Origin of the sequence: Micromonospora sp. GCM10011542 (assembly GCF_042650685.1) — a bacterium.
Taxonomy (GTDB): domain Bacteria; phylum Actinomycetota; class Actinomycetes; order Mycobacteriales; family Micromonosporaceae; genus Micromonospora.
On the sequence record NZ_JBHSBO010000034.1, the window covers coordinates 1 to 22521 of the forward strand.

The 22521-nt window shown below is 74.1% G+C and carries 26 protein-coding genes; 16 read left to right on the forward strand and 10 right to left on the reverse strand.

What is annotated here, in order from left to right; all coding sequences use genetic code 11:
• The first annotated feature begins 372 nt into the window (after positions 1-372).
• The 3 genes from ACFOW4_RS12470 (at position 373) to ACFOW4_RS12480 (ending at position 2929) form a co-directional block, all read left to right on the forward strand.
• The gene (locus ACFOW4_RS12470) at positions 373-1005 is read left to right on the forward strand and encodes a hypothetical protein (protein WP_377527269.1); all 633 of its coding nucleotides are present in this window, start codon (positions 373-375) and stop codon (positions 1003-1005) included.
• A 102-nt stretch (positions 1006-1107) separates the two neighbouring features.
• Positions 1108-2079: a pirin family protein gene (locus ACFOW4_RS12475; RefSeq protein WP_377527270.1), complete on the forward strand. Its 972-nt coding sequence runs from the start codon at positions 1108-1110 to the stop codon at positions 2077-2079.
• A gap of 178 nt (positions 2080-2257) precedes the next feature.
• Positions 2258-2929, forward strand: a complete 672-nt coding sequence (locus ACFOW4_RS12480) for a hypothetical protein (protein WP_377527272.1) — start codon at positions 2258-2260, stop codon at positions 2927-2929.
• 279 nt (positions 2930-3208) lie between these two features.
• Here ACFOW4_RS12480 and ACFOW4_RS12485 read toward each other — a convergent pair whose 3' ends face one another.
• The gene (locus ACFOW4_RS12485; RefSeq protein WP_377527273.1) at positions 3209-3868 is read right to left on the reverse strand and encodes a DUF1345 domain-containing protein; all 660 of its coding nucleotides are present in this window, start codon (positions 3866-3868) and stop codon (positions 3209-3211) included.
• A gap of 52 nt (positions 3869-3920) precedes the next feature.
• Positions 3921-4190 (reverse strand): DUF2795 domain-containing protein, encoded by a 270-nt coding sequence (locus ACFOW4_RS12490; RefSeq protein ID WP_377527275.1) that lies wholly within the window; start codon positions 4188-4190, stop codon positions 3921-3923.
• Positions 4191-4347: 157 nt separating this feature from the next.
• Here ACFOW4_RS12490 and ACFOW4_RS12495 point away from each other — a divergent pair, with 157 nt between their 5' ends.
• The 7 genes from ACFOW4_RS12495 (at position 4348) to ACFOW4_RS12525 (ending at position 9976) form a co-directional block, all read left to right on the forward strand.
• Positions 4348-4758, forward strand: coding sequence for a DUF2267 domain-containing protein (locus tag ACFOW4_RS12495; protein WP_377527276.1), 411 nt, complete (start codon positions 4348-4350; stop codon positions 4756-4758).
• A gap of 55 nt (positions 4759-4813) precedes the next feature.
• A complete protein-coding gene (locus tag ACFOW4_RS12500; protein ID WP_377527278.1) occupies positions 4814-5992 on the forward strand; it encodes a glycosyltransferase in 1179 nt (392 codons plus the stop codon).
• Positions 5985-6974, forward strand: coding sequence for a glycosyltransferase family 9 protein (locus tag ACFOW4_RS12505; protein WP_377527279.1), 990 nt, complete (start codon positions 5985-5987; stop codon positions 6972-6974). The genes ACFOW4_RS12500 and ACFOW4_RS12505 overlap by 8 nt, the downstream gene beginning before the upstream one ends.
• A gap of 206 nt (positions 6975-7180) precedes the next feature.
• Positions 7181-8203: a TerC/Alx family metal homeostasis membrane protein gene (locus tag ACFOW4_RS12510; protein WP_377527281.1), complete on the forward strand. Its 1023-nt coding sequence runs from the start codon at positions 7181-7183 to the stop codon at positions 8201-8203.
• A gap of 74 nt (positions 8204-8277) precedes the next feature.
• The gene (locus ACFOW4_RS12515; RefSeq protein ID WP_377527282.1) at positions 8278-8877 is read left to right on the forward strand and encodes a sulfite oxidase-like oxidoreductase; all 600 of its coding nucleotides are present in this window, start codon (positions 8278-8280) and stop codon (positions 8875-8877) included.
• Positions 8870-9649: a ferredoxin reductase gene (locus ACFOW4_RS12520; protein ID WP_377527284.1), complete on the forward strand. Its 780-nt coding sequence runs from the start codon at positions 8870-8872 to the stop codon at positions 9647-9649. Before ACFOW4_RS12515 ends, ACFOW4_RS12520 begins: the two co-directional genes overlap by 8 nt.
• 33 nt (positions 9650-9682) lie before the next feature.
• Positions 9683-9976, forward strand: coding sequence for a DUF6510 family protein (locus ACFOW4_RS12525; RefSeq protein ID WP_377527285.1), 294 nt, complete (start codon positions 9683-9685; stop codon positions 9974-9976).
• 156 nt (positions 9977-10132) lie between these two features.
• Here the strand turns inward: ACFOW4_RS12525 and ACFOW4_RS12530 are convergent, their stop codons facing one another.
• A complete protein-coding gene (locus ACFOW4_RS12530; RefSeq protein WP_377527287.1) occupies positions 10133-10309 on the reverse strand; it encodes a hypothetical protein in 177 nt (58 codons plus the stop codon).
• A gap of 119 nt (positions 10310-10428) precedes the next feature.
• Entirely contained in the window at positions 10429-11019 is a 591-nt protein-coding gene (locus tag ACFOW4_RS12535; protein WP_377527288.1) for a CGNR zinc finger domain-containing protein, read from the reverse strand.
• 117 nt (positions 11020-11136) lie between these two features.
• Here ACFOW4_RS12535 and ACFOW4_RS12540 point away from each other — a divergent pair, with 117 nt between their 5' ends.
• On the forward strand, positions 11137-12132 hold the full coding sequence (locus ACFOW4_RS12540; RefSeq protein WP_377527289.1) for a LacI family DNA-binding transcriptional regulator: 996 nt from the start codon (positions 11137-11139) through the stop codon (positions 12130-12132).
• A 94-nt stretch (positions 12133-12226) separates the two neighbouring features.
• Complete coding sequence (locus ACFOW4_RS12545; protein WP_377527291.1) at positions 12227-12754, forward strand: GNAT family N-acetyltransferase; 528 nt, start codon at positions 12227-12229, stop codon at positions 12752-12754.
• 150 nt (positions 12755-12904) lie between these two features.
• Here ACFOW4_RS12545 and ACFOW4_RS12550 read toward each other — a convergent pair whose 3' ends face one another.
• On the reverse strand, positions 12905-14356 hold the full coding sequence (locus ACFOW4_RS12550; protein WP_377527292.1) for a M20/M25/M40 family metallo-hydrolase: 1452 nt from the start codon (positions 14354-14356) through the stop codon (positions 12905-12907).
• Positions 14357-14705: 349 nt separating this feature from the next.
• On the opposite strand from ACFOW4_RS12550, the gene ACFOW4_RS12555 reads away from it, so the two are divergent.
• On the forward strand, positions 14706-16007 hold the full coding sequence (locus ACFOW4_RS12555) for an NAD(P)/FAD-dependent oxidoreductase (protein WP_377527294.1): 1302 nt from the start codon (positions 14706-14708) through the stop codon (positions 16005-16007).
• 8 nt (positions 16008-16015) lie between these two features.
• On the opposite strand, the gene ACFOW4_RS12560 is transcribed toward ACFOW4_RS12555, so the two are convergent.
• The 3 genes from ACFOW4_RS12560 to ACFOW4_RS12570 all read right to left on the reverse strand — a co-directional run bounded on the left by ACFOW4_RS12560 (position 16016) and on the right by ACFOW4_RS12570 (position 18130).
• Positions 16016-16213, reverse strand: coding sequence for an AI-2E family transporter (locus ACFOW4_RS12560; protein ID WP_377527295.1), 198 nt, complete (start codon positions 16211-16213; stop codon positions 16016-16018).
• 13 nt (positions 16214-16226) lie between these two features.
• Positions 16227-17021: a spermidine synthase gene (locus tag ACFOW4_RS12565; RefSeq protein ID WP_377527297.1), complete on the reverse strand. Its 795-nt coding sequence runs from the start codon at positions 17019-17021 to the stop codon at positions 16227-16229.
• 131 nt (positions 17022-17152) lie between these two features.
• Positions 17153-18130 carry a DUF2267 domain-containing protein gene (locus ACFOW4_RS12570; protein WP_377527299.1) on the reverse strand — a complete coding sequence of 326 codons (978 nt, stop codon included), beginning with the start codon at positions 18128-18130 and terminating at the stop codon, positions 17153-17155.
• Positions 18131-18330: 200 nt separating this feature from the next.
• On the opposite strand from ACFOW4_RS12570, the gene ACFOW4_RS12575 reads away from it, so the two are divergent.
• Positions 18331-18645 carry a hypothetical protein gene (locus ACFOW4_RS12575; RefSeq protein ID WP_377527301.1) on the forward strand — a complete coding sequence of 105 codons (315 nt, stop codon included), beginning with the start codon at positions 18331-18333 and terminating at the stop codon, positions 18643-18645.
• A 74-nt stretch (positions 18646-18719) separates the two neighbouring features.
• Here ACFOW4_RS12575 and ACFOW4_RS12580 read toward each other — a convergent pair whose 3' ends face one another.
• Complete coding sequence (locus ACFOW4_RS12580) at positions 18720-19064, reverse strand: STAS domain-containing protein (protein ID WP_377527302.1); 345 nt, start codon at positions 19062-19064, stop codon at positions 18720-18722.
• Positions 19065-19110: 46 nt separating this feature from the next.
• Positions 19111-19443 carry an STAS domain-containing protein gene (locus tag ACFOW4_RS12585; RefSeq protein WP_377527303.1) on the reverse strand — a complete coding sequence of 111 codons (333 nt, stop codon included), beginning with the start codon at positions 19441-19443 and terminating at the stop codon, positions 19111-19113.
• Between the two features lie 251 nt (positions 19444-19694).
• Here ACFOW4_RS12585 and ACFOW4_RS12590 point away from each other — a divergent pair, with 251 nt between their 5' ends.
• Positions 19695-21464, forward strand: coding sequence for a SpoIIE family protein phosphatase (locus ACFOW4_RS12590; RefSeq protein WP_377527305.1), 1770 nt, complete (start codon positions 19695-19697; stop codon positions 21462-21464).
• Positions 21461-22501 (forward strand): B12-binding domain-containing protein, encoded by a 1041-nt coding sequence (locus ACFOW4_RS12595; RefSeq protein WP_377527306.1) that lies wholly within the window; start codon positions 21461-21463, stop codon positions 22499-22501. The genes ACFOW4_RS12590 and ACFOW4_RS12595 overlap by 4 nt, the downstream gene beginning before the upstream one ends.
• Positions 22502-22521: the final 20 nt, after the last annotated feature.

Genomic DNA, 22521 nt, shown 5'->3' on the forward strand with positions numbered 1-22521 from the left:
TCACCGACCCGCAGTACTCGACGACGGCGTTCCTGAAGGGCCTGCGTCAGGTTGATGGTTGGCAGGACATGCCGCTGACCGACGCCGCGCAGACCGTGCAGGTCTCGGCCTACCCGGATGCCTACGCTCAGTGGGAGCAGCAGGCCGCCGACCTCGTCGCCAAGCACTGGAACTGACACAGGCACTGACACACCACGGCACGACAGACAGCACCACCACGCGACAGCACGAACGGATGACAGCACGACATGATCGCTGGCCGGCACCCGAACACGGGGTGCCGGCCAGCGGCATATCCACAGCTGATCACGCACGCACCAGCCACCGGCACACCGTAGATCTTGGACAGTTGCCGTACCTGGTTAACGGGAAGTGCCCGCCGCGGCCGCCGAGCAGACGCTGACCGCGCCCGTGGCCGGCCGCCGGCAGGCCACCTTCGTGCTCGCCGATGGGCTGTCGTTGTTCGAACTGCAGGTGAGCGATCTCGGCGACGACCTGTACTGGATCAGCAGCCCGGCCGGATCGGGCGTGGTCCCCGGGCCGGAGGTACGGGGTGACCGGGTCCAGCTCCGGCTGACGCCCACCGGTCAATCGGGGCCGGCGGCCGTGCGGGTGCTGCTCAACGTGCGGGTCGACTGGCGTCTTCAGCTCGCCGGCGGGGTGAGCAGCCAGGTGCTGGACCTGACCGAGGCCCGGCTGCGCGGGGTGGAGCTGGCCGGCGGTTCGGCCCGTACCGATCTGCTCCTGCCACCGGTCCGCGGAACCGTGACCGTGCGGGTGACCGGCGGGACCAACCAGCTCGACATCCAGGTACCCGGTCAACCGCCGGTGCGGGTACGCGCGGCGGCCGGCGTCGGTTCGGTGGTGCTGGGCGACGACCGCCAGGTGGGCGTGGCCGCCGGTGCGCTGTTGAGTACGCCGGGGTGGGACCGGTCGGTGGACCGGCTCTTCGTCGACCTGGTTGCCGGCGCCCACGTCGTGACGGTGCTACCGGCCGGACCCTGACCGGCCCGGCCCCTCGACCGGCCACGCCCGGACCTTGTGACCTGGGACCACCCCTGCGGGAAGCGGGTGAGGCGTGGGTGGGGCTGAGCGTACAGTCGGGCGGTGGAGCGTACTGAATCAATGCTGGCGGAGACCCGCCCACCGGGTGTGGCCGACGTCGATCCCGGCAGCGTGCTGCTGCTCGGCCACGACGTGCCGTTGGGCCGATACACGACCGTCCGGCGGCTGCTGCCGCAACGACCGCGCCGCATGGTCGGGGCCTGGTGCTTCGTCGACCACTTCGGGCCGGACGACGTGGCCGAGCGGCCGGGCATGGAGGTGCCGCCGCACCCGCACACCGGGCTGCAGACGGTGACCTGGCTGCTGGACGGGGAGATCCTGCACCGCGACAGCCTGGGCAACGTCCAGCCGATCCGGCCCGGCCAGCTGAACGTGATGACCTCGGGGCACGGCATCGCCCACTCGGAGCGGTCCCCGGACACGCACCCGCCGGTGATGCACGGTGTGCAGCTCTGGGTGGCGCTGCCGGACCCGGCGCGGGCCGGCGCCGCCGACTTCGCCCACCATGAGGACCTGCCGCGCTGGCGCGACGGCGAACTGGACGTCACCCTCCTGGTCGGCGAGATGGCCGGCGAGCGGTCGCCGGCGGTGGTGCACACCCCGTTGCTCGGCGCGCAGTTGGAGCTGAGCGGTCCGACGCCGGCCACGCTGCCGCTGCGGCCCGACTTCGAGTACGCGCTGATGGCGATGTCCGGTTCCGCGGAGGCGGACGGGGTGGGGTTCGAGCCGGGAGCGCTGCTCTACCTGGGCTCCGGTCGCACGGAGCTGACCGTGCGCGGCGGGAACGGCGCCCGGTTGCTGCTGCTCGGCGGGACGCCGTTCGAGGAACCGCTGGTGATGTGGTGGAACTTCGTCGGTCGTTCGCACGAGGAGGTCGTCGCGGCCCGGGAGGACTGGATGGCCGGTCGGCGCTTCGGTGTGGTCGCCGACGATCCGGCTCCGCCGCTGCTGGCGCCCGCCCTGCCCACCACCCGGCTCAAGGCCCGCGACCGCACCGGCAACCTGCACGGCTGACCCGCGACCCACCGGAAGGAGCCGCCGCAACCGCGCGACGGGAGGCCCGCCAGGCGCGCGTCTCGGCGGGGAGGCCCGCCCGGCGCGTCCCCGGCGGGTACCGCGCGAGCGCGTACCCCCGGGTCCGCGCCGGGCCGCCTACGGCGTGTGACCGGCGGTGGCGCGGGTAGTCGCCGGCATGCCGACCAGTGTGATCACCCGGACCGAGGACAGGAAGCGCCTGGTGCGCCGGCTCGCCGGCAGCGGACGGGGCTTCGCCGAGCAGTACGGCTTCCGGGTCATCAACAATCCGTCGAGTCTGTTCCAGGTGCTGTACCTGTCGATGCTGCTGGCCCGGCGGGGTGACTTCCGGCGGGCGGTGGACGCGGCGGGGGCGCTGCGCGACGCGGGTTGGGACAGCGCCGCCCGGCTGGCCCGCTCGCTGCATGAGGACCGGGTACGGGTGCTGCGCGACAGCGGCCAGCGCGGTGACGTGGACGCGCTGGCCGTCGCGCTGGGCGACCTGGCCCGTACCGTCGTCGAGCGGTACCGGGGCGACCTGCGCCGCCTGCGTTCGGTGGCGCACCATGACCCGGCCCGCGAGCGGGAGTTGCTCGCGGAGTTGCCCGGGGTGGACGACCAGGTGATCGACCTGTTCCTGCGCGAGGCGCAGGCGCTGTGGCGGGAGGTTGCGCCCGTGGCCGACCGGCGGGCCCTCGCGGCTGCCCGCCGGCTCGGACTGGGCCGCTCGGCGGACGACCTGGCGGGGCTGGCCGGCAGCGGCGAGTCCGAGCGGCTGGCCTGGCTGGTGGGGGCCCTCGCGCGGGTCGACCTGGAGCGGCGGTACGCGGAGGTCACCGACAACCTGTGACGTGCCCTGGCCCACAGTCGCCGAAAAATCATCCGTACGGATGATGTTGTGTCGTATGATGATCCCGGCAGTGATGCCCGCCCGGTTCGGGCGAACATCAACCGCCTGGTGGTCGCGACCCGGTTCGGGTGCGGCTTGCCGCCAGGACAGGTCTGCGTGGCGCCCCCGGTCGCGGTTCGTGACCCGGGGGCGCCCGCCTGTCCCGGCACGACGGCCAAACCGGCCAGACCAACGGTGAAACCGGCCAGCCAGACCCAGATCGGCCTGAGCTGGCACCGCTCAGCCCGCCAGACCGGCCAGCAGGTTCACCGTCACGGCGATGATGAACGCGCCGAACCCGTACGACACCATCGAGTGCCGCAGCACCGCACGGCGTATCTCGGTGCTGGTCAGGTTGTTGTCCGAGACCTGGAACGTGGCACCGATGGTGAAGGCCATGTACGCGAAGTCGGAGTAACAGGGCGGTTCCGACTGGTTGAAGTCCACACCGCCGTCCGGTCCCATGTAGTAGATCCGGGCGTACCGGGCCGCGTACACGGTGTGCACGACCAGCCAGGACAGCAGCACGCTGAACACGCCCAGTCCGCCGTACAGGTCGCGGTGCGGGCCGGGGGGCGCGGAGCGCGCGTTGGCCACCGCGAGCCCCACCGCCAGCAGGCTGGCCAGGCAGGCGATCAGCAGCACCACGTCGCGGGCCGCCCGGTTGGGGTCCTCATGGACGGCGAGTCGAGCGGTCTGCGGGCCGTCCATCGGCCACAACTTGTGCCACACCAGTATCAGCCAGCTCAGCGCGGCGACGTCCCAGCCGGCCAGCGGTGCGAGCGACGGCGACACCAGGGCGGCGAAGAGGCCGCCGGCGATGACCCCGACGACCCCGACCACGGCGAGCTGGGTCGCCGCCGAGGTGTGCCCCTCCGGTGGCCGGGACCGCGCACCCACGCCGGTCACCCGCGCCGTTCACGCGGCACGGACCCGCCCGCCACGCTGCGGGTCAGATACCGCGCAGGTGCTGCGATACCCGCGTGTGCGGCTCCCGGGCCTGTGCCGCCCGCTGGGAACGGCCGACCTCGGGGGCCGTGTCGGTCCTGGCGGAGCGGGCCACCTCGTTGCCGTTGGCGTAGTCCACCGGCGGCAGCGCCCGCAACGCCTTGAGCACGTCCGGCGGGGCACCCTCCCGCTCGGCCTCGCGCACCACGTCGTCCTTCTCGGCCGGGTAGTCCAGGCTCGACAGGTACTGCAGGACGTCGGCGTAGCTCGCCATGGCATGGGCTCCTCGGGGCGTCGATGCGGTCACGTCCGGGCGCGGTTACCCGTCCGCCGGCCCGTCACGCACGGCCGCGCGGACGAATGCGGCGCCGTTTCCCCGTGGCCGGCGCGGGTACCCGCAGCGCCCGGACGCGATCCCCAGGGAGTACGCGATGAACTACGACACCTTCGTCGACCAGGTCGCCCAGCGCACCCGGGCGGATTCGGAGCAGGCGGTGGAGCTGACCCGCGCCGTGCTGGAGACCCTCGCCGAGCGGCTGACCGGCGGTGAGGTGCTGGACCTGGCCGCCCAACTGCCCAGACCGCTGCAAATGGTGCTCAAGCCCAGCCCGCGGACCGAGTCGGCGGACCGGTTCGGGGCGGCCGAGTTCGTCGCCCGGGTCGCGCTGCGCGCCCACGTCGAGGAACCGGCCGCCCGCGACGCCGTCCGCGCGGTCTTCACCACCCTGCGCGAGGCGATCAGCGGCGGCGAGTTCGACGACGTGGCCACCCAGATGCCCCGCGACTACCGGGGCCTGGTGGAGCCGGCGATGGCCCCGGGCGCGACGTTGCGCCGGGGCTGAGTGGTCGGCGCCGGACCGGCAGCGTGTGCACGGGCGAACCGACGTCGGAGGTGGCATGGTCGACGACCGGATCAGCGTGGCCATGCTGCACGGTCCCGGCCGTCCGGACCGCGACGGCGTCTCCGACTACGTGGCTCACCTGGTCGCCGCCCTGGCCGACGTCGGCGTCGCGGTGAGCCCGGTGCCGGTCGGCGGCGACGGTACGAGCGGCGGCTGGCGGGCCGCGACCGGACGCGCCGCCGCCGAGGTACGCCGGCTGCGCCCGGACCTGGTGCACGTGCAGTTCGCGCCGGCGGCGTACCGGTTCTCCGGCCAGCCGGGGCTGCTGCCGCTGCGGCTGCCGCGCGGCGTCCCCCTGGTCACCACCGTGCACGAGTACGGCTGGTGGGCCGCGCCCCGCTGGCTGCCCGGCCCGGTCTGGTCCGCGGTGGAGCGGCTGCGGCTGTGGGATCGGGAAACCGGACGGCTGGTACCGGCCAGCGCGGCGGTGATCGTCACCAACGCCGGGCACGCGGCGGCGGTGCGGGCGCGCACCGGCCGCAGTCCGCAGCACGTCCCGCTGGCCCCGAACGTGGCCGAGCCGCAGGGGGCGGCCACGGCGGGGTGGCGGCTGCGCGCCGAGTTGAGCCTGCCCGAGGGAGCGCCGCTGCTGGTGTTCTTCGGCTTCGTGCACCCGGTCAAGGGGGTGCGGTACCTGATCGAGGCGCTGCCCGAGCTGCGTCGCTCGTATCCGGACCTGCGGCTGCTCGTGGTCGGCGGGTTCACCTCGCAGGCGCTGCCGGAGCCGGAGGCCCGCGCGTTCCGCGCCGAGCTGAGCGGGCTGGCGGTCCGCTGCGGGGTGGCGGACGCGGTCACCTTCACCGGCCACGTGCCGGCCGAGCGGGTCTCCGCCGCGCTGCGCGCCGCCGACGCGGTGGTGCTGCCGTTCACCGCGGGGGTGGACACCAAGAGCGGCGCGTTGCTGGCCGCGCTGGCACACGGCGTACCGACCGCGGTGACCGTGCCGGACTCCGGTGACGACGAGCCGCACCGGCAGGGCGCGGTGGCGGTGATCCCGGCCCGGCGGGACAGCGCGGCCATCGTCCGGACGGTCGGCGGGGTGCTCGCCGATCCGGTGCTGCGCCGGAGGCTCGCCGAACGCGGCCGGACCTTCGCCGCCGCGTACTCCTGGCCGGGGGTCGCCGCCGCGCACCGGGACCTGTACGCGCGGACGCTGGGCCGCCACGGTGGCTGACCGGTACGCCGAGATCCTGGTGGTGGACCTGCTGGGCGGGATCGGCGACCTGCTGATGCTGCTGCCGGCGGTGCACGGGCTGGCCCGGCGCCATCCGGACGCCCGGCTGCGGGTGCTCACCCACGAGCCGGGCGCGGACCTGGTCCGCGCCGACCCGGCGGTGGCCGAGGTGCGTACCCCGCGCCACGGCCGGCCCGGCGCGGAGCGGTCGGCGGTCACCGAGGCGCTGGCCGCGCATCCGCCCGACCTGGCGGTCAGCACCACCCGCTACGACGGCATCCCGGAGTTGCTGGAGGCGGCGGCGGGCCGGGCGGTGACCAACCTGTGGCGCAGCCCGCCGCCGGAGCAGCCGGTGGGGGAGCGCTACCTGGAGATCCTGCACGCCGAGGGGCTGCTGGCCGCGGCCGACCGGGCGGCCCGACCCCGGGTGCACCTGACCGACCCCGCTCGCCGGGCGGGGGAGCGGGCGGTAGCCCGGCTGGTCGGTGACCCGCCCGCGCCGCCGGTGGTGCTCGTGACCGACGCCGGGATGGCGGTGAAGCACTGGCCGCGCGGGCAGTGGCGGCGACTGGCCGACGTGCTCACCCGGGGCGGGCACCCGGTGCTCACCGTGGGCCCGCCAGACGACCCAGACCCGCCGGGCGTGCCGCTGCCCCGCGCGGATCTGCCCACCCTGGCCGGTCAGTTCGCGGCGCTGGCCCGCCGTGGCGGCGTGGTGGTCGGACCGGACACCGGGCCGGTGCGGCTGGCCGCCGCGGCGGGCGCGCGGACGGTGGCGCTGTTCGGGCCCACCGACGCGCGGCGGTACGGCATGGGCGGCATCGACCTGCAGGGCCTGCCCGACTGCCCGCACCGGCAGCCGACCGCCATCACCGAGCAGCCGTGCTGGTGGCAGGCGCGCTGCCCGCTGGACCGGGCCGGCCCGGCCTGCATGGCCGACCTGGACGTGGCCGCCGTGCTGGCCGCGGTGGAGGCCGGGTGAGGGGTCGTACCCAGCGGTTGCACAGGGCAACTATCGACGGTCACGTTTGGTGTTGGGACTGAGCCTGGCCTAGCCTTGTGACGCGAGGGGAGTACTTCCCACGAACCATTCCGGTCAGTACGGCGCGCCCGGCGCGCCTCGGGTGGTTGCCCACGATCGGTGGGTGAAGGAGACCTCGAACATGACACGGTGTTCGAGGAGGCCCCATGAGTGAAGTGTCGTACCTGGCCGCGGCCGGTGACCTGTCGTCGGTGGGCACGCCGACCCTCTGGGCGGTGACCATCGTCGGCGTGCTCGTCCTGCTGGTGCTCGACTTCCTGGTGACCCGCCGCCCGCACGAGGTGTCCATGCGGGAGGCGCTCGGCTGGTCGGCGTTCTACATCGCCCTGCCGCTGGCGTTCGGCGCCTGGATCTGGTCCCGCTACGGCTCCGAGCAGGGCGTGCAGTACCTCACCGGCTACCTCGTCGAGAAGTCCCTCTCGGTCGACAACCTCTTCGTCTTCATGCTGCTGTTGGCCGCGTTCGCGGTGCCGGCCGTGCTGGCCCAGCGGGTGCTGCTCTACGGCATCGCCGGCGCGCTGGTGCTGCGCGCGGTCTTCATCGCCCTCGGCGCGGCGGCGTTGCAGACGCTGGACTTCGCCTTCCTGCTCTTCGCGATCATCCTCATCGCCACCGCGGTGAAGCTCCTGCGCGACGCCCTCTCCGGGCACGAGCAGGAGGTCGACATCAACAGAATGCGCTCGGTGCGGCTGCTGCGCCGGTTCATGCCGGTGGTCGACGAGTACCACGGCACCCGGATGACCGTGCGGCAGGGCGCCAAGCGGGCACTCACCCCGTTCGCCCTGGTGGTGGTCGCGGTGCTGGCCACCGACGTGGTGTTCGCGGTCGATTCGGTGCCGGCCGTCTACGGCATCACCGAGGACCCGTACCTGGTCTTCGCCACCAACGCGTTCGCCCTGCTCGGCCTGCGGGCGCTCTACTTCGTCCTGCACGCCGCGCTGAGCCGGCTGGTGCACCTCAGCTACGGCCTGGCCATCATCCTGGCGTTCATCGGCCTCAAGCTGGGCCTGCACTGGGCGCACGGCATCTGGAGCGGCGTGCCGGAGATTCCGACTCTCGCCTCGCTCGGCGTGATCATCGGGGTGCTGGTCGTGGTGACCCTGACCAGCCTGCGGGCCACCCGCGGCGGGCAGACCGGCGACCGCGAGGTGGTCGCCGAGCGGCACTGACCACGCCACGCCGGGGGCGGAGGGGTACGCGGGAAAGGCTCCGCTCCCACCGGCGCGGGTGGTACGACTGTGCAATGGGAATCGTGTCACCGGGCTTCCAGGGCCGGCCCCGCTCGCAGGAGCCGGCCCTGCCCCCCGGGCAGTACCTGACCGAGGATTTTCCGGTGCTCTCGGCCGGCCCGACGCCCCGGGTGTCACTGGACACCTGGGAGTTCGTCATCTCCACCGAGAACGGCATCGAGTACCGGTGGACCTGGCCGGAGCTGATGTCGCTGCCGCAGGAGACGCCGACCGTCGACATCCACTGCGTCACCCGCTGGTCCAAGCTCGGCACCACCTGGCAGGGCGTCTCGCTGGACACCATGCTCGACGGCGTGGACACCGGCGCGCACTTCGCACTCGCGCACTCCTACGGCGGGTACACCACCAACCTGCCGCTGGACGACCTGCGCGGCGGCCGGGCCTGGGTCGTGCACACCTACGACGGCAGCCCGCTGCCGGCCGAACACGGCGGCCCGGCCCGGCTGCTGGTGCCCCACCTGTACCTCTGGAAGTCCGCCAAGTGGGTGCGCGGCATCCGGCTCAAGACGATGGACGAGCCGGGGTTCTGGGAGACCGCCGGCTACCACGACTACGGCGACCCGTGGCGCGAACAGCGGTACGCGGGTGACTGAGCGCGCCGTCGCCACCGGCACCCCGGCACGTGCCCCGATCGGCTGGCAGGTCGGCCGGCTGGTGGAGCGCCGGGTGGAGACGCCGAACGCGCACACCCTGGTCCTGGAGGTGCCGGACTGGCCGGGGCACCTGCCCGGGCAGCACGTCGACGTGCGGTTGACCGCACCGGACGGCTACCAGGCGGCCCGCTCGTACTCGGTGGCCGGGCCGGCGGTGGACGGCCCGGGCGGGCCGCGGATTGAGTTGACCGTGCAGCGGGTGCCGGACGGTGAGGTGTCGCCGTACCTCATCGACGTCTACGGCGACGGCGACCCGGTGGAGATACGCGGCCCGCTGGGCGGTTGGTTCATCTGGCGGCCGGAGGAGACCGCCCCGGTGCAGCTGCTGGCCGGCGGCTCCGGCATCGTGCCGCTGATGGCCATGATCCGGGCCCGCCGGTTGGCCGGCAGCCGGGTGCCGTTCCGGCTGCTCTACTCGGTACGCAGCCCGCGCGACGCGATCTACGGCGACGAGCTGCGCCGCCGGGTACGCGACGACTTCGGGCTGGACGTCGCGTACGTCTACACCCGGGAGGCACCCGAGGGCTGGCGCGGCGAGCCGCACCGGATCGGGCTGGCCGACGTCAACACCCACGGCTGGCCGCCGGACCTGGAACCGCTCACCTACGTCTGCGGCCCGACCGGGTTCGTGGAGGCCGTGGCCGACCTGCTGGTGGCGCTGGGCCACCCGTCCCGCCGGGTGAAGACCGAACGTTTCGGCCCCACCGGCTGACCACTTCCGCTCAGCACGTCGAGGAGACCCGAGATGACCGAGATGTCGTACCTGGACGGCAACATGCTCGACGGCCCGCTGCGCGAGTTGTTCGCCATCGACCTGAGCACCGCGATGGGCCGCTGCGAGAACTGCGGGATGACCGGCCCGATGGCCAGCCTGCACGTCTTCGCGCACGCGCCCGGCCTGGTCGGGCGCTGCCCGTCCTGCGACGAGGTGATGCTGCGCCTGGTCCGCGCACCGGACCGGGCCTGGCTGGACCTGCGCGGCACCACGTTCCTCCAGGTCCCCCTGCCGATGGACCAGCCATACCCCAGCCCGCTGTAGCCGGCCGGGGTGTGGCTGTCGTCAGAAGGCCCGGGTCGTCAGAAGACCTGGGCGAAGCAAGCGATGGGCACGGCCAGCGCGAGGACCGCCACCGACAGTGAGATCAGGTTCTTGGGAAGGCGCATCAGGGATCCTCCGTTGCGTGGTTGCTCTGCCTCAGACGGCGTGGCGGACGAGCCAGTCGTCGGGGTTGTAGATGTCCCGCGCCGGGTCCGGCACCGTGGCCGCCTGTTCCTCGACCATCTCCTCGGGGCGGATCCGCTTCGGAAGCTTGCCGAACCGGGCGTTGCGCACGACTGCTGCGCGGTCGGGCCCGTCCTGGGTCGTTGGCATCGGATCGTCTCCTCTGCGACTTGGTGACCGTGCCGGCGGGTGCTCGGCGTAGGTAGAACCCCTCCGGGAGCGGCCGTGATTCCGTGCTGGTCCGCCCCGTGCCCCTCGTCACGTGTCGTCTACTGGGCCGGTTGCGCGCCCTCATCGCTCGCGGCCCGGGTGCGGCCGGTGCGGGCGGCGTACGCCCGCCGCATCTTGACGTAGTTGCCGCAGCCGGCCATCGAGCACCAGCGGCGAGCCTGGTTGCGCGAGGCGTCGTAGTAGGCCCAGCGGCAGGTGTCGCGGGCGCACACCTTCAGCCGTGGCCAGGTCCCCTGCTCGCCGCACTGTCGAATCGCGTCGACAAGTCCGCCCAGCGCCCGCCCGAGGGGTGCGCCCGCGGTGGCGACCAGGCGGGGACCGTCGTCGGCGAAGCGCAGCGCGACAGGCACGTCGGCCAGGGCCCGGTTGAGCTGGTCGATCGCCGCCGGGTCGCCGTGGTGACCGGCGTGGCCGAGCAGTACGGCACGCAGCCCCTCCCGGATCGTCATGGCCACGGTGAGGTCTGCGGGCCCGAGGTGTGCGTCGGCCGGCAGCAACCGCCGGTCGGCGAACCAGTCGCGGAGCTGGTCGGGGCTGGTCAGCGACTCGTCGTCGATCTGCGGCTCGTAGGTGTTCACGAAATCCCGGACCAGCCGCACGGCGGCCGGGACCGCGGTGTCGTCCTCCACCGGCCACCCCCTCCCATTCACACCACCGTAGCGCCTTGACAGGTGTGAAATCGCCTGCCAGGGTCGTAACTACACCGCGGTTTTGCCGGTGTGACGTTCGTCGGGGGAGGGCGGGTCGTGGCTTCCACGCTCAAGGACGTGGCACGGCTGGCCGGTGTGTCGGTCAAGACCGTCTCCAACGTGGTCAACGACTATCCCCACATCAGCCCCGCCATGCGCCGCCGTGTCGACGCGGCCATCGCGGAGCTGCGCTACCGGCCCAACGTGTTCGCCCGGACACTGCGTACCGGCCGCACCGGCGTCCTCGCCCTGGTCGTGCCCGACGCCGACGTGCCGTACGGCGACGCTCTCGCCCGCGAGGTCGTCCACGCGGCGGCGCGGCAGGGCTACCGGGTGGTCATCGAGCAGGACGCGACGCCGCCCCTGGGCGGTGACCGGAACGTGCCGGTCGACGGCGTGCTGCTCAGCGCGCCCCTCGCACCCGCCGAACTGGTCCAGGCCCAGGTCGCCGCCGGTCGACCCGTCGTGCTGGTCGGCGGCGAGGCCCGGGACGGACGCTGCGACCAGATCACCGTCGACGCCGCCCGGGCCGCCGAGGACGCCACGGCGCACCTGCTGCGCGCCGGACGTCGACGGATCGCGGCCATCGGGGCGTACCCCACCGCGTCCGCCGCCGTGCCGCGGGCGTGCACGGTCGGCTACCAGCGGGCGCTGCGGCGGGCCGGGTTGGCGCCCGTGCCCGGTCACCCGCTGCCCACGTCGCGGCACCGCCGCGCCGACGGCTACCGCGCCGCCCGCGCCCTCCTCGCGCGCCCGGACCGCCCCGACGCCATGTTCTGCTACTCCGACCCCCTGGCCATTGGCGCCATGCGCGCCGCCTTCGACGCCGGCCTGCGGGTGCCCGCCGACGTCGCGGTGATCGGCATCGGCGACATCGAGGAGGGACGCTACTCCCGACCGACGCTGAGCACCGTCTCCGTCGACACCGGCTTCCTCGCCCGCGAGGCCGTGGCCCGCGTCGCCGCCCGGATCGACCAGCCGGACGCGGCCGTCACCGAGATCACCGCCCCTCATACCGTCCTGCCCCGCGAGAGCACCGCCTCGTTCGGCTGACGTGGCGCGCGTTCGGGGCCGCGGCCCGGACCGGGCCGGGCGTGGGCGTGCGCGGTTGGACAGGGGGCGGGTGGGTCGGCGAGAGTGTTCCGCCGTGAGATACCTGCGCACCGGCGGTCCCGCCGGCATCCGCCGCCCCCGGCCCACCGACGCCGACGAGTTCCTCGCCGCGGTCGGGCGCAGCCGTAAGCTGCACCACCCGTGGCTGGCCGCGCCGGGCAACACCGCGGACTACGACCAGTATCTGCGCCGGATCCGTCGCCGGGACAGCTCCGGTTACCTGATCTGCGATCGCGCCAGCGGGGAGATCGCCGGGTACGTCAACATCAGCGGGATCGTGCTCGGTGCGCTGCGTGGCGGTTATCTCGGGTACGCGGCGTTCCTGCCCTACAGCGGCACCGGGCACGCCTCGGCGGGCGTCGCCCTGTCCGTCGACCATGCGTTCACTGCGCTCGGCCTGCACCGGCTGGAGGCGAACATCCAGCCGGGCAACGAGCCGTCCAAGCGCGTGGCCCGCAAGCTCGGCTTCCGGCTGGAGGGGTTCTCCCCGGACTACCTGTTCATCGACGGCGCCTGGCGCGACCACGAACGCTGGGCCATCACCGCCCCGACGGCCACCTGAGGCCGGCGGGAAGTCTCAGATGGCCGTGACACCTCAGCGGCCTATTGATCGACTCGACATCCTGGGAACCGGGGCATCCCGGCGGGTCGGACACCCCGGTGACCAGAAAGCCTTGTCGATCATGCCGCACCGGCCCGAGCCGGGGCCGCGTCAGGCGCCCGGTCTGGGGAAGGCGACGGGGCTGCGGAGGCCGTCGCGGCCGACTGCCCGGACGCCGAAGAAGACATTGTCCTTCGACAGGTCGATGGTCACCTGGGTGACGTCGCCGACCGCGATCACCCGCTGCCATTCGGCGGCCGTGGTCTCCCGCCACACCACCTCGTAGCCGGCCAGGTCCGGCTCGTCGCCGCGCTGCCAGCGCAGGGTGGTGTTGTTGGTCAGGTCGGTGGTCACGATGATCGCGCCCTTGGGCGTACCGGGTGCCTGCGCCAGCGACCACAGGGCCGCGCCGTTGACCCGGGCGACCCGCGTGATGTACTCGAAGTCGCAGAACTCCGGCAGGTCGCCGAACTGCTGCCCGTCCACGACGCGGACGTCCTGGTGCTGGTGGGCGAAGTCCTCGTTCGGCTCGGTGAACCGCGCCGCCGGCCACCCCTCGCGCAGGAACGAGATGTGGTCGCTGCCGCGCAGGTAGCGGTCGCGCCGGTAGATCACCCGCACCCGCATGCCGGTCGCGTCGTTCTCGGCCACGTCCCAGACGAAGCGGGCGAGCTGCCGTGACGGCGAGTCGTTCTCGCCGCCGACGGACTGCCGGGTGCTCGCCTCCGCCGGGGTCTCCGCCGTCGGCACACCCTCGGCGAACAGTCGCACGGCGTACGGGTCGCGGGTGCCGTCGTCGGCGGTGCTGCTGCCCACGATGTCGTCGCTGAACATGCCCTGCACGTCCGCGCCGGCCGCCTTGAGCTGCTGCGCCAGGTACGCCGAGCCGTACAGGCCCTGCTCCTCGGCGGCGACCGCGGCGAACACCACGGTGGCGGCGGTGGGCCGGGTGGCCATCAGCCGGGCCAGTTCCATGACCACGGCCACCCCGGAGGCGTCGTCGTCGGCGCCCGGCGCGTCGCTGACCGCGTCCATCACGTCGGTGGCCCGCGAGTCGTAGTGCCCGGTCACCACGTAGGTGCGGTTCGGCGACGACTGGCCGCGCAGCGTCGCCACCACGTTGGTGATCCGGGTCGCGGTGGGGATCCGCGACGCCGGCTGCTGGATGTACGACTGGAGTTCCACAGTCATCCGGCCGCCGGAGGTGGCCGCGTACTCCTGGAGGCGGGCGAAGATCCAGTCCCGGGCGGCGCCGATTCCCCGGTGGGGGTCGTCCTGGCTGGAGAGGGTGTGCCGGGTGCCGAAGGCGGCCAGCCGGCGAACGATGGCCTCGACCCGTCGTGGGTCGACCTGGCGCAGCAGGTCGCGCAGGTCCCGGTCGGGCCGTTGCGGGCGGATCGGCCGGCCGGGGCCCGGCGGCGTGGCGCCCGTGGCGGCGGCCGGCGTGGCGAGCCCGGGCACGGCCACGGTGGCGGCGGTCGCGGCGGTGGCGGCGGCGGAGGCGGACAGGAAGGTGCGGCGGGTGGGCCTCGTGGGCTGTGCGCCGGTGTCGTCTGATCCCATTCCGGCATCCTGCCCATTGATGGTGGCGCCTGTCCATATCGCCGGGGGTGGATATTGCGCGGCTTTCACCCGCACCGGGTGATGACGGGCGGTGTCCGGCGTTCCTACGGTGGGTGGCATGGCTGCCGTACGCGCGATGCTCGGCCTCGACCCGCTCGATGGCCGGCTGGTGCTCGACCCGGACATCCCGCCCTAGCTGGGCCGGATCACCGCCGCGCGGGTCCGCGCCTTCGGCCGGGAGTGGGAGTTGGAGGCGGTGCGCACCACCGGCCACCTCCGGCTCCAGCCCGACTGACAACCGTCCCACCCGGCGACGTTTGCCTCGGGCCGCGACGGGAAACGGCCCGCAATGACGAAACCTCGTGTGGTGATCGTGGGGGCCGGGTTCGCCGGTTACCACGCGGCGAAGACGTTGAGCCGGATCGCCCGGGACCGGGCCGAGATCGTGGTGCTGAACTCCACCGACTACTTCCTCTACCTGCCGCTGCTGCCCGAGGTGGCCGCCGGGGTCGTCGAGCCGCGGCGGATCGCGGTGCCGCTGACCGGGACGCTCAAGGGCGTACGGGTGGTCATCGGCGAGGCCGACCACGTGGACCTGCAGAACCGCTGGGTCGGCTTCACCCAGCCGGAGGGGGATCGCAACCGGCTGGCGTACGACCGGTTGGTGCTCGCCGTGGGCAGCGTCAACAAGCTGCTGCCGATCCCGGGGGTGACCGAGTACGCCCACGGCTTCCGCGGTCTGCCCGAGGCGCTCTTCCTGCACGACCACGTGGTCCGTCAGATCGAGCTGGCCGAGCAGGCCGAGGACCCGGCCGAGCAGCGGGCCCGGTCCACCTTCGTGGTGGTGGGCGCCGGCTACACCGGCACCGAGGTGGCCGCGCACGGGCAGTTGTTCACCGACCACCTGCACGCCCAGCGCCCCCGGCTCGCCGTGCGCCCCCGCTGGATGCTGCTCGACATCGCCGCCCGGGTGCTGCCCGAGATGGACAAGCGGATGTCGAAGACCGCGCACCGGGTGCTCGAGCGGCGCGGCGTGGACGTGCGGGTGGGCACCTCGGTGGCCGAGGCGACCTGCGACGGGGTGAAGCTCACCGACGGCGAGTACGTGCCGACCTGCACGCTGGCCTGGTGCGTCGGGGTGCGCCCCGACCCCTTCGTCAACGAACTGGGGCTGCGCACCGAGCGCGGCCGGCTGGTGACCGACGAGTTCCTCACCGTCCCCGGCTACCCCGAGGTGTACGCGTGCGGCGACGCCGCCGCGGTGCCGGACTCGACGCGCCCCGGACAGATCTGCGCGATGACCGCCCAGCACGCCCAGCGGCAGGGCAAACGCGCCGCGTACAACATCGTCGCGTCGTACGGGCAGGGCCGGCGCCGACCGTACAAGCACCACGACCTGGGCTGGGTGGTCGACCTGGGCGGCAAGGACGCGGCGGCCAACCCGTTGCAGATCCCGCTGTCCGGCCTACTCGCCAAGGCGGTCACCCGCGGCTACCACCTGCTCGCCATGCCGGGCAACCGGACCCGGGTCGGCGCCGACTGGGTGCTGGACGCCACGACGCCGCGGCCCGCGGTCCAGCTGGGCCTTGTGCCGGCGAACTCGGTTCCGCTGGAGAGCACCTCTCCGGAGGTCCCGGTCCGCGCCCGCTGACCAGGGCGTCAGACCGGGCGACGCATCCGCCGTGGGCCGTACTCGCGCAGCAGGGCCTGGGCGATGCCGGCGGCGGGAATGGCGAGCAGGGCGCCGAGCAGGCCGGCCAGCTCCGCCGCGAGCAGCACACTGACCAGGACGGTCAGCGGGTTGAGTCGGACCGCGCGGGCCAGGATGAGCGGCTGGAGAAGGTGGTTTGCCCCCACCGCGGAAACCGGGTCAGGGGTCGACGTCGAGGGCGGCGTCGGTGACGGGCCGGGCACCGGCGACGAAGCCGTCGAGCGCGGCGCCGTGCAGCAGCCCGCCGGGCACCGGGTCGCGCAGCGCCGCCGTGGCCAGTCGACCGACCGGCAGCCCGTCCGGGCGGGGCGTCGCGGCGAGGACGAGGTTGCCGTAGCGCCGGCCGCGCAGCATCCGCCGGTCGCCGACCAGGCAGACGTCGGCGAAGACCGCCCGCAGCGTCGCGACCTGGGTGCGGGTGAACACCAGCGGCGGCAGGTCGGTGACGTTGACCAGGTAGAGCCCGTCCGGGCGCAGCGCGCGGGCCACCTCGGCGGCGAACTCGACGGTACGCACGTGCCGGGGCATCCGGGCCGCCCGGAAGATGTCCGCGACCACCACGTCGTACGCCCCGGCCGACGTGTCCGCCACGGCGGCCCGAGCGTCGGCGATCTCCACCCGGACCTCCGGCGGCAGCGCCGGCAGCTCCCGCGCCACCAGTTCCACAACCGCCGGATCCCGCTCGACGACCCGCTGGCGCGAGCCGGGCCGGGTGGCGGCCAGCCAGCGGGGCAGGGTCATCGCGCCGCCGCCGAGGTGCAGCACGGCCAGCGGGGTGCCCGCCGGCGCCGCCAGGTCCGCCGCGGCGGCCATCCGCCGGACGTACTCGAAGTGCAGGTGCCGGGGATCCTCGACGTCCACGTACGACTGTTCGACGCCGGCGGCGAGCAGCGTACGCCCGGTCCGGCGGACCGGATCGGCGACGAGCTCCAGCCGGTCGGCGGCGCGGTTCATGTCCGGCACGCTAGCCGAGCCGCCGCAGCCCGCCGCCCGGGCCCCGACCCCGCGTCGGGCCTCGACGGGATGCGGGCGCGGGCCGGCGGGGCGGCTCACACCGCTCCCCGCCGGCCCGCGTGCCGCGCCGGTCAGCCGTTGGCCATCCCGGCCCCCGCCTCGTCGATCGCGTCGTCGATGCGGTGGGCGAGGTCCACGTCGAGTTGGGTCACCCCGTCGGCCTGGCGGCTCCGCACCGTCAGCACGGCGGCCGTGGCGGCCGGCCGGGCGATGGTCGGGCTGCGCCCGGTCTCCTGGCGCAACTGGTCCAGCCGGTCGAGGACCCGGTCCAGGTTGTCCGGCGGCAGCGCGACCGCCCGGGTCAGCGCGTCCGCGTCGCCGGACCAGTAGGGCAGGTCCGCCAGGGCCGCCCGCAGCTCGGCCGCGTCCAGGGTCGGCGTCGTGCTGTCCGCGCCGACGAGGCCGCCGCCGGCCGCCGGCGGGTTCAGCAGATCCCGCAGGCCGTCGGGTACGTGCAGCGACTCGATCAGGTCGCCGTCCTGGTCGGCGAGCGCGGCGAGCGTCGCCTCCACCTGGTAGCGGGCCTGCTCCGGGGTGCGACCACTGATCCGACCCACCTCGGCCAGGAAGCCGGGCAGGTCCCGGTGCCGCTCGACGCCGTCGACCGGCAGCACGTCGTGCAGGGACGTCGGCACCGCGTCGAGCAGCCGCTGCCGCTCCGCCGCCTCCAGCGCGAAGGCCAGGACCAGCACGGTGGCCTCGGCGCCCACCTTGGCCGTCCGGAAGTCGACCCCGGCTCGGCGTCGCACGTCTTCGACCAACTCGTGGTAACCCACGCCGCCCACCGCGGACACGTCGCGGTCCGGCGACTGCTGCGGCCGGGGATTGTCGGGGACACCGATCGGCGGTGGCACCGGCCCGCCCCGGGTTGCGTCCGGCTTGCTGACGCCGGCAGCCGACGGGCCGGCGCGCCTGCCCCGGTCGAGGCTGGTGAGCTGCTTGGACGCGCTCAGGCTGGCGCCGATCTCGCTGGGCTGCTTGCCCTGCTGGCGGGCTTGTCGGGCGATCGCCCGGCGACGCTGGTTGTCGCCCTCCATCTGCTTGCGCATTGGTGACACCCCTTCCGCTGGGGATCGTGCCTGCGCCCGTCGCCTTCCCGCCGTCGTCGGGACCGAAACGGACGCCGCCGGCCGGGCAGCAGGGGCGTCCGGAGGCTTCATCCGGCGCGGGTGAGGGGCGCTCACCCAGCGTGCCCGCACGATCGGGTCAGGACCGGAGTTCTTCCGAGGTACGCGGAAGGAAGGTCGTCATGAAGCGGATCGTCGAGATCGTCCCCGCCCGACCAGGGTGGTACGCGCGCTGGCAGCTCACACCCGATGCCACCCGCTGCTACCCGGTGAGCCTGTGGGCGCTGCTCGAGGAGGCCGACGGCAGCGGCCGCGAGGTCGTCGGGGTGGACTGCGTCGGTCAGTGGCCGGGAGCGGACGACAACGAGGCGGGTGGGGAGTTCGTCCGCTACCTCTACCAGACGCCCGATTCGGGGCGCCCGGACGATGCCGACCAGACCCCGGCGGGGGAGCCGCGTGCCGACCGGCCCCGACTTCAGCCGACGACCGCACCCTAGACATTCCTCCGGCCCCCGGCCCCTGGTCCCAGGGTCGGGGGCCACCCCGACCGGGGGTGGCCCGGTGGCGGCGGTCAGCCCGTGGCGCGCAGGTTACCGCCGGCAGCATGCTCGACGGACAGCAGCTCGGCCAGACCGGTGCGGTCCAGCATCCGCTGCAGCTGGGGGTTGACCCCGGTCAGCCGGATCGGCGCGGTGCCGCCTCGGTGGGCCACCAGCAGCGCGCTCAGCCCCGACGAGTCGCAGAGGCCCACCCCGGCCAGGTCGATGAGCAGCTCCTGGTGGCCGTCCCGGCGCAGCTGCGCGACGGCGGCGATGAACTCGGGCGCGGTGTCGTACTCCAGCTCGCCGGTCAGCCGTAGCCGGGCGCGGCCGGCGTCGAGCCGGGTCACCTCGATGGTCAACAGCTGGGCGGACATGCCTCCATGTTCCCAGCCGACCCGCCCGTCGCAAACCCCGGGGCGCTCAGGCGGTGGTGGCGTGCTGCCCGGACGCCGGCAGCGGACGGGCGAGCAGGCCGGTTACCCCGGTCATGTCGAGGATCGTCTCCAGGAAGCGGGGGACCGCCCGCAGGTGGACCACGGTGCCGACCTGCTGCCCCTCGCGCCAGGCGTGCACGATGACGGCCAGGCCGGTGCTGTCGATGAACGCCAGGTCGGCGAAGTCCAGCACGAGCGCCGGGGGAGCGTCGGTGAGCATCTCGTCGATCTCGACGCGCAGCGGCGTCGCGGTGGTGTACGCGAGCTCACCGGCAACCCGGATCAGCGGCGCGGCCGGGTCCGACCGATCGACGGACATGCTCAGCGGCGTCGCCTCGGGTTGCCGCCCATGCGATGACACCATCAACGCCTTTCCGCAGGCTGCCGGTCCGGCCGGATCGGGGGGATCGTAACAATCCCCGACGGGACCCGCCGGGTACGCGGCGTCCCGCCCCAGCCCGGCTGTCGGGTGGCGCTCCCGGCGCACCGGCGTAGGGTGGGCCCAGGGAGATTTGACCACAGACGCCGGGTGCGCGCTGCGGGTGGACGACAAGGAGTGGGGCTTAGCTGGTGACTGCTGCCGACGTCAGGGACTGTGACCCGGGCGACGGACGGATCTCCACGCCGAGTACGGCACGGGCTCCGGCGTGGTCCGCCGACGCCCCGGCCCGACCCGCGGCCGCCCTCGCACCGCTCGCCCCGGACCGGGAGCACTCCGCGCGCGACTGGTCGGAGGTGGTCGAGCACTTCCGCGAGGGCCTGGTGGTCTGCGATGCCGACGGCGTCGTGCGGCACCTCAGCCCGGTGGCCGAGCGGCTGCTGCCCGAGGTGGTGCCCGGCGAGTTGCTCGCCGCCTCCGGCATGTCCAACCTGTCGGCCGACGCCTGCCCGGGCACCTTCACCCACCACGGTCGCCGGCTCAACGCCCGTCACGTGTCCCTCTCTGAAGCCGGGTGCTGCTGGTACGTCGAGGACGTCACCGAGAGCGCCAGCCGCGCCGACGCGCTGCTCGCCGAGCGGGCCCGTTCCGCCTTCCTGGCCGTGGTGGGCGAGAAGCTCGGTAATCCCCTGCACCCGGACCGCGCCGCCGCGGCCGTGGTCCGGCTCGCCGTGCCGACGCTGGCCGAGGTCGCCGTGCTGGTGCTCGCCCCGCGCTCGGGGCGGGCCCGCTGGTGGCGCGCCCAGCGCATCGACGACGAGACGCCCATGGTGGACACCGGCGTGCTGGCCGCCGCCGAGCTACCGGCCGCCATCGCCGAGGCGCTGACCGGCGCCGAGCCGCACGCGGTGGACTGGCTGGTCGAGCAGGCGGCCGACGCCGGCTGGCTGCCCGGCCTCACCGCTGTCGACAGCGCCGCGCGGGTCGTACCGCTGCCGGGCCGCGACGACCCGGCCGGGGTGCTGCTGGTCGCCCGGCGTGCCACCCGCTGGTACGACGAGGACGACGTCGAGTTGATCCGCGCCTTCGGGGCCCGGGCCGGCGCGGCGCTGACCACCGCACTGCTCTACCGCGACCAGGCCGAGGTGGCCGACACCCTGCAGGCCAGCCTGCTGCCGGTCGAGCCGGTCGAGAGCGCGGGCGTGCAGTGGGGTACGGCGTACCGGCCGGCGCAGGCGGGGTTGCGCATCGGTGGCGACTTCTACGGCTCGCACCGGCTCGCCGACGGAGGCTCGGTGTTCTTCCTCGGTGACGTCTCGGGCAAGGGCGTCGAGGCGGCCGTCTTCACCGGCCAGCTTCGCCAGTGCCTGCAGGCGCTGCACCGGCTGGAGTCGCACCCGGCGCGGCTGCTGCGGCTGCTCAACGACGCGTTGCTGGAGACGACCCAGGCGCACGGTCAGGGTCGGTTCGCCACCATGGTGCTCGGCGTGGCCCGCCCGCAGCGCGACGGGGGCCTGACCCTCACCATGGCCGGCGGTGGCCATCTCCCGCCGCTGGTGCTGCGCGCGGACGGCGAGGTGGAGACGGTGCCGCTGCGCGGGATGCTGATCGGCGTGGTGCCCGATCCGCGCGTCGGCGAGGTGACGGTCCGGCTGGAGCCGGGCGAGACCTGTCTGCTCTACAGCGACGGGGTGACCGAGGCGCGTGGCGGCCGGCGCGGCGACGAGCAGTTCGGCTCCGAGCGCCTGGTGACGGCCGTCACCGGCTGCCAGCGGATGCCGGCGCCGGCGCTGGCCGAGCGGGTCGAGCAGGTGACCTGCGACTGGCTGGCGCACCGCGACCACGACGACATCGCGGTGCTGGCGTTGCGTGCGGTGGCGCCGGGCGGGCGTTCGGCCCGGCACCTGCACGCGGTGCCCGCGCCGGCCAGCACCGACGAGCCGAGGGAGCCCCGAGCGTGACCGCCCCGACGACCGCCCCCACCGATCCGAGCGGCGCGTACCCCGGGTACCTCGATTGCCTGGCCGACGCCGACGAGGACGCGGCCATCGACGTCGCCCTCGATCTGCTGGCTGCGGGCGTGCCGGCCGAGCGGGTGCTGCTCGACCTGGTCGCTCCCGCCCAGGCCGAGGTGGGCGAACGGTGGGCGCGCAACGAGTGGAGCGTGGCCCAGGAACATGCCGCCACGCACATCAGCGAGCGGGTGGTGGCGGCGGTCGCCGCGCACGCCAACCCGCGACCGACCGGCGGCCGGGTCGTGGTGGCCTGCACGGACGGCGAGTGGCACGCGTTGCCGCCCCGGCTGGTGGCTGAGGTGCTGCGGTTGCGCGGCTGGCAGGTGACCTTCCTGGGCGCCAGCGTGCCGGCGGCGCACCTGGTGTCGTACCTGCACCGGCACGACGCCCACGCGGTGGCGCTGGCCTGCGCGCTGCCGATGCGGCTGCCGCACGCGCACCGGATGATCGAGGCGTGCCGCCGCTCCGACGTACCGGTGGTGGTCGGCGGGCGCGGTTTCGGCGCCGACGGCCGGTGGGCCCGCCGGCTCGGCGTGGCCTGGGCGCCGGACGCGCCGGCGGCGGCGGACCTGGTCGGCGACGAGCGCGCGTTGCGCCGGGTCCCGCCGGCGCAGCTGGCCCACCTGAGCGACGACGAGTACGCCAGCCTGGTCAGGCGTCGCAGTGAGTTGATCGATCGCGCGCTCGCCGACCTGCGCGAACGGGCACCGGCGACGCGCGACTACACGCCCGCCCAGCTCGACTCCACGGTCAGTGACCTCGGTTACCTGGTGGATTTCCTCGCCGCCTCGCTCTACGTCGACGACGTCTCGCTCTTCACCGACTTCGTCGACTGGATGGTCACCATCCTGACCAGTCGGGGTGTGCCCGCCGCCGCACTGGAACTGACGCTGGAGCACTACGGGCGTGTGTTGCACGACTTTCCCCGGGCGGCGCACGCCCTGACTCTGGGCCGGGCCGGCCTGAGCGCCGCCCGCCGCTGACCGCCCCCGGCCGTCCGACC